Source organism: Sphingomonas sp. Leaf10 (assembly GCF_001421245.1).
In the GTDB taxonomy this organism is placed as follows: Bacteria; Pseudomonadota; Alphaproteobacteria; order Sphingomonadales; family Sphingomonadaceae; genus Sphingomonas.
Genome location: NZ_LMKE01000007.1, coordinates 1 through 4418 on the forward strand (window position 1 = coordinate 1; position 4418 = coordinate 4418).

The window sequence follows — 4418 nt, forward strand, 5'->3', positions numbered from 1 at the left end:
GTCGTGGATCGACACCGCCACCAACACCGTCAAGCACACGACCTATGTCGGGCGCAGTCCGCATGAGGCGTTCTTCACGCCGGACGGCAAGGAGGTGTGGGTCACGGTACGCGGCGAGGATTACATCGCCGTGCTCGACCCCACGACGTACAAGGAGACCGGTCGCATCAAGACGCCCGGTGGTCCGGGCATGACGATCTTCTCTCCCGATGGCCGATACGGCTATGTCTGTTCCTCATTCAATCCGGTGCTGGCCGTGTTCGATGTCTCGACCCACGCGCAGGTCGGACAGGTGGCGCAGCCGAGTCCGTTCTGTCCCAACATCGCCGCGACGCCGGACGGCAAGCAGGTTTGGTTCACGCTGAAGGACATCGGCAAGACGGTCGCATTCGATGCCAAGCCGCCTTTCGCGATCCTCAAGGTGCTGGATACCGGACCGATCACCAATCACGTCAACTTCGCCCGCACGGTCAAGGGACAGTTCGCCTATGTCACGGTGGGCGGGGAAAACGCGGTGAAGGTGTTCCGCACGTCCGACTTCGCGCTTGTCGCCACCATCCCGGTCGGCAAGATGCCGCACGGCGTCTGGCCATCGGGCGACGGCCGGCGCATCTATGTCGGGCTGGAGAATGCCGATGAACTTGCCGCGATCGACACCGCCGGCAACAAGGTCGTTGCCACCGTGCCGGTCGGACAGGCACCGCAGGCGATCGCCTATGTGCCGAACGCTGTTCCGACAGGCCCCGGCACCGACAATCTCCAACCGCTCGGTACGGCAGGCAAGGCGGTGCATCTGAACATGGGGCCGGTTGGCGGCAATGGTGCGGCAAGCAGCATTACCCTCTTCGACCAGGGCATCATTCAGGTCGTGCAGAGTGCCGTTACCGGTTTGCAGCCCAAGAAGCCTTACATGCTCGTGCTCACCGCCAACGCGGACGGCAGCGGTGCGGTAGAGCCGCTTGCGAACTTCATGAGCAATCCGGCAGGTGCGGCGATCGTCAACGCATCGGGTCCGATCCGGCAGATCGTTCAGGGCAGTGCAGCGGCCCCCCGGCGCTTTCTGGCGGTCGCCGAGGTAGTGAATGGCGCACCGGGCCGCATCGTGCAGGTGCAGCGCGACTGAGATGGACCCGCTTGCCGCCGCGATCGAGCCCCTGGTCCCCGGTCTGCGCCGTTATGCCCGGTCGTGGTTGCGCGATCAGGCGATGGCGGATGACCTGGTGCAGGATTGCCTTGAGCGCGCGGTCGGGCGCTGGCGGCAACGACGCGGGACGGAGGTTCGCCCCTGGGTCTATGCAATCCTGCATAATCTGTTGGTCGATCATAAGCGGCAGCATGTCCGGCGAGGTACGGCGGTTCCGCTCCACCTCGTGGACGACGTTGCGCTCGGTCGCCCGGCCGATCAGGACGCAGGCCTGCACCACCGAGACCTGTTGCGCGCACTTGATGCGTTGCCCGAGGAGCAGCGGACGGTGCTGCTCCTCATTTCCGTCGAAGGTCTGTCATATGGGGAAGTCGCTGCCGTCGTCGGTGTGCCGCTGGGAACGGTGATGTCGCGCATATCGCGGGGGCGCGACCGTCTGGCGACGCTCCTCCGGGAGGGTGAACGGCCACGATTAAGGAGTATTCGATGACCAGCCCGATCGGAGAGGACGATCTGGCCGCGTGGATCGATGGCAGGCTGTCGCCCGAGCGGCAGCGTCTGGTCGACGCTTACCTTGAAGGCCAGCCCGACGTGCATGCCCGTTTGCGGGAGCAGGCGGAGCAGGCGCGAGCCCTTGCATCGCTTTTCGCTCCAATCGCGGATGAACCTATCCCGGCGACGATGCGCGTCGCAGCCATCAGGGGACGGCAACGCCAACCGCGTTGGCAACTCGCCATCGCCGCGTCGCTTCTGCTGGCGGTCGGGTTTGGCGGGGGCTGGTCGAGTGCGCGTTGGAGCGGCGAACCCCGCGCGGGCATCGCGGCGCTGGCCAACGAGGCGAGTGACAATTTCCGTGTCTATGCCGCCGACCGGATACGACCGGCGGAAATCGGCCCCGACCAGCGCGCCATGCTGATCCGGTGGACCTCCGCCCGATTGGGTGAGCGCGTGACCATCCCGGACCTCAGCACAGCCGGTTACCGCTATGGCGGGGGGCGATTGGTCGCGACGCCCCACGGTCCTGCGGCACTGCTCCTCTACGATGGACCGCAGGCGTCGAAGCTCGCGGTGCTGACGAGGCCCATGCAGATCGACAAGAGCGCAAGCATGACCAGCACGTCCAGCGGGACCATGGGCCGGGTCACATGGGCTGTCGACGGGATCGGCTATAGTGTAGTGGGCGAGCGACCCGCTGCCGAGCTGCATCCGATCGCCGATGAGGTCCGGCGCCAGGCCGATGCGGGGCTTGTCTCCTGATAGCGCCTGGCCGCTTCTTAGCGCCGACAGGCACTGGGCGGACCAGCGGGATCACGGCTTGCGCTCGGCATCCTTCCGGTCGGCCTCTGCCGGAGTCAGCCTGGCCCGCTCGCGAATGCGACGTTCGAGCGGAGCGCCCGCGAACAGTACGAGCATCGCAAGGCTCAACCCGCCGATGATGAGCGGCCACACCGCCAACCCTGCTGCCGCGCCGATCGTGGCCGTGACCCAGATGCACGCGGCGGTCGCCAATCCATGCACTTCCTGACCCTGGCCGACCCGCAGCACCGCGCCGGCACCGATGAAGCCGACGCCGGACAGAATGCCCTGCATCGCCCGTCCTGCGGCATCGGCGTTTACGTTCGGCAAGCCACTGTGCACGATCGCCTGCACGGCGATGCAGCTCGCCAGACCGACCAGACCCAGCGTTCGCAATCCCATGATCTGCCGGTTCTCGCGCGAGCGTTCCCAGCCGAGCACCATCCCAGCCGCGGTCGCCACCACCAGCCGCCCGATCGCATCGATCCAGAAGCCGAGGTCCGATGCCGCTGATGCTTCGATCATTCGACCAGCACGTGCACATGATGCCAGGCGGTGCACAGATAGCCGGCGAAGTTCCACACCGTATCCGGCCGCTCGGGCTGACCCTGTCCAGTCTCGTCGAAGGCGCGCACGACAAGGTGCTGGCGCCCCTTGGCGAGCGTGGCGTCGAGGGTCCAGCGCCGCCAACCCCAGTGCGCCTCCGGATCATCGGTGAACGTCGCCTGTTGCCAGTCGCGACCACCGTTTACCGACACTTCGACCCGAGAGACGCGGCGATCATAGGCGATGGCATAGCCCTCGATCCGCACCTCCCCGGCCGGCAGGCTTTCGCCAGAGCCGGGCACGCAGATCGCGGCGTTGAGCGGCATGGCATTGATGGTCAGACCCTGGCTCCAGTCGACGGTGTCGCTCGTCACATCGGCAGGAAAGAGCTTGTAGTCGTGCGCCTGGATCGATGCGTCGGATGGCGTCTCGCGCACCTCGATCCGTGTCAGCCATTTGGCGCTCCGCACCCCGGCATAGCCCGGCACCACCATGCGGAGCGGTGCGCCGTGTTCGGGCGTCAGCGGCTCGCCGTTCATCGCCCAGGCAATAAGGACGTCGGGTTGCCGCGCCTTGTCCATGGCGATCGAGACCCCGAACAATGCTTCCTCGCCTTCGACGTCCACCTCGTCCGCGCCGGTGAACGCCACGAACAGGTCGGACGCATTCGGCGCACCGACGGCATCCAGTACGTCGGACAGTCGTACGCCGGTCCATTCCGCATTGCCGATCGCGCCCACGTCCCAGGGGTCGCCGGACGTTTTAGCGACCTGCTGGAGATCCGTGCGCCGGTTGCCGGCGCACTGGAGAACTGCCGTCACCGTCCGCGTGGCCAACGCGCTTTTCAGTTCCTCCACCGAGAAGGAGCGGCTCGCCATGCCCGTCCCGCTCACTTCGATCCGGTGATCGGCAGGCAGATCGGGCACTGCACCATGGCTGCGCACGTAGAACAGCGCCTGCGGCGTCAGGAACCGCTCGATCAGCGCGCCGGGCGTCGGCTCGGCGTTGTAGGGATCGGATTTGCGCTCGATCATATCAGTCATGGACGAACCAACGCCGCAAGCGCGCGGATCGCTTCAAGCCTTCAAGACTATCGCAGACGAAGGATTACCAATCGTTCCGATATCCAGATTGGAACAAACAGATCAAACGGTTGGTCGTATCGATCAGTTTCCGCGATACAAGCTGCATGACCCTGGAGCAGCTCAGAATCTTCGTCGGTGTCGCCGAGCGCGAACACGTCACCAAGGCAGCAGAGGTGCTGAACGTCACGCAGTCCGCTGCCTCCGGCGCGGTCGCGGCCCTCGAAGCGCGCTACGGGGTTCCTCTGTTTCACCGCGTCGGGCGTGGCATCCAGCTGACCGAAGCGGGCCGCGGCTTTCTGGAGGAAGCGCGCGCGGTGCTGGGGCGGGCAGCGCATGCCGAGACGATG

General features: G+C 65.9%; 6 protein-coding genes. 4 read left to right on the forward strand and 2 right to left on the reverse strand.

Going from position 1 to position 4418, the window contains the following annotated elements; all coding sequences use genetic code 11:
* The 3 genes from ASE59_RS08115 to ASE59_RS08125 all read left to right on the forward strand — a co-directional run.
* Positions 1–1123, forward strand: a 1123-nt coding sequence (locus ASE59_RS08115; protein WP_056454894.1) for a beta-propeller fold lactonase family protein, incomplete at its 5' end; no start/stop codon positions are given.
* 1 nt (position 1124) lies between these two features.
* Positions 1125–1634, forward strand: a complete 510-nt coding sequence (locus ASE59_RS08120) for an RNA polymerase sigma factor (RefSeq protein ID WP_055982122.1) — start codon at positions 1125–1127, stop codon at positions 1632–1634.
* Positions 1631–2401 (forward strand): anti-sigma factor family protein, encoded by a 771-nt coding sequence (locus ASE59_RS08125; RefSeq protein WP_056025200.1) that lies wholly within the window; start codon positions 1631–1633, stop codon positions 2399–2401. Before ASE59_RS08120 ends, ASE59_RS08125 begins: the two co-directional genes overlap by 4 nt.
* A gap of 51 nt (positions 2402–2452) precedes the next feature.
* On the opposite strand, the gene ASE59_RS08130 is transcribed toward ASE59_RS08125, so the two are convergent.
* Both ASE59_RS08130 and ASE59_RS08135 read right to left on the reverse strand, forming a co-directional pair.
* Positions 2453–2965 (reverse strand): MgtC/SapB family protein, encoded by a 513-nt coding sequence (locus ASE59_RS08130; protein WP_052149081.1) that lies wholly within the window; start codon positions 2963–2965, stop codon positions 2453–2455.
* Positions 2962–4029, reverse strand: coding sequence for a sulfite oxidase (locus tag ASE59_RS08135; RefSeq protein WP_056454898.1), 1068 nt, complete (start codon positions 4027–4029; stop codon positions 2962–2964). The genes ASE59_RS08130 and ASE59_RS08135 overlap by 4 nt, the downstream gene beginning before the upstream one ends.
* 146 nt (positions 4030–4175) lie before the next feature.
* Here ASE59_RS08135 and ASE59_RS20620 point away from each other — a divergent pair.
* Positions 4176–4418 (forward strand): LysR family transcriptional regulator (locus tag ASE59_RS20620; RefSeq protein WP_235515690.1); only part of this gene is annotated, 243 nt, incomplete at its 3' end.